The organism is Shinella sumterensis, assembly GCF_004514425.2.
Taxonomy (GTDB): Bacteria; Pseudomonadota; Alphaproteobacteria; order Rhizobiales; family Rhizobiaceae; genus Shinella; species Shinella sumterensis.
Genome location: NZ_MYFN02000047.1, coordinates 1 through 1059, shown reverse-complemented (window position 1 = coordinate 1059; position 1059 = coordinate 1). Strand labels below are relative to the sequence as shown.

2 protein-coding genes and 1 tRNA gene are annotated in these 1059 nt (G+C 63.5%); all 3 read left to right on the top strand.

Features of this window, described 5'->3' with window-relative positions; all coding sequences use genetic code 11:
- Window positions 1-43: 43 nt before the first annotated feature.
- Window positions 44-116: transfer RNA gene (locus B5M41_RS26745), tRNA-Arg, on the top strand.
- Window positions 117-425: 309 nt separating this feature from the next.
- Window positions 426-737 carry a transposase gene (locus B5M41_RS26740; protein ID WP_230640390.1) on the top strand — a complete coding sequence of 104 codons (312 nt, stop codon included), beginning with the start codon at window positions 426-428 and terminating at the stop codon, window positions 735-737.
- Window positions 738-742: 5 nt separating this feature from the next.
- A partial coding sequence (locus B5M41_RS26735) for an IS3 family transposase (protein ID WP_230640389.1) occupies window positions 743-1059 on the top strand: 317 nt, incomplete at its 3' end.

The window sequence follows — 1059 nt, the reverse complement described above, 5'->3', positions numbered from 1 at the left end:
CGGCATGATGTACAGTAGACGGGTTGCCACGGCAACGGCATGAGCGCCCGTAGCTCAATGGATAGAGCATCTGACTACGGATCAGAAGGTTAGGGGTTCGAGTCCCTTCGGGCGCGCACTGTGTTGAGACAGTAACCTTGAGAAAAGCGCCGGTTTACCGGCGCTTTTCTTGTTTGTGCGGATGATCGCGCGAGTGGCGAAGACGCCACATGGCGTCACAGCACACCACACGTATGTGTGCACCTATGTGTGCACTAGATCGAGGCTGCGAGATCCCCAGCGGGCGGTGCATCAGGACATCCCTGACAGTGCTGCAGGACATCTCTGCCAGATGAGCCCGGCGTCCGGTATGGGCACGGATTCTTCCCGGTGCAGGGTGAATCGGCCTGGGTTTCGTTCCGTTCTTGAAGCAAGGATGGAACGCGATGAACCGGAAGTACTCTCCCGAGATGCGCGAGCGCGCGCTGCGGATGCTCGATGAGGCCAAGGCCTCCGGTGAGCACTCGAATCTGATGTCTGCGGTGCGGCATGTGGCCGGTCTCCTCGGCATGAGCGCGGAGACGCTGCGGGTGTGGCATCGTCGTCGGGAGGTCGACGCGGGCGCGAAGCCCGGTGTCCCGAGCGATGTCGCGGAGGAGAACAAGCGCCTGCGCCGCGAGGTGGCCGAGCTGCGGAAAGCGAATGAGATCCTCAAAGCCGCGAGCGTGTTTTTCGCGAAGGAGCTCGACCGGCCCTGACCGAGATGATCCGCTTCATCGACGAATATCGAGAGCGGTTCGGGGTCGAGCTCATCTGCCGGACGCTGCGCCCGGCAGTGCAGGGTTTCATCACGTCCCGCGGGTATCGCGCCGCGAAGACCCGCGTCGTCTCCGCCCGGCAGCTGCGGGACGAGCTGCTGGTGCCCGAGGTCGCCCGGCTGGATGCGGAGAACTACGGCGTCTACGGGCGGCGGAAGATGCATGCCCTCCTGAAACGTCAGGGATGGGACATCGGCCGAGACCAGACCGAACGCCTCATGCGCCTCGCGGGAGTGCGTGGGGTTCGCAAGTCGAAGAAGGC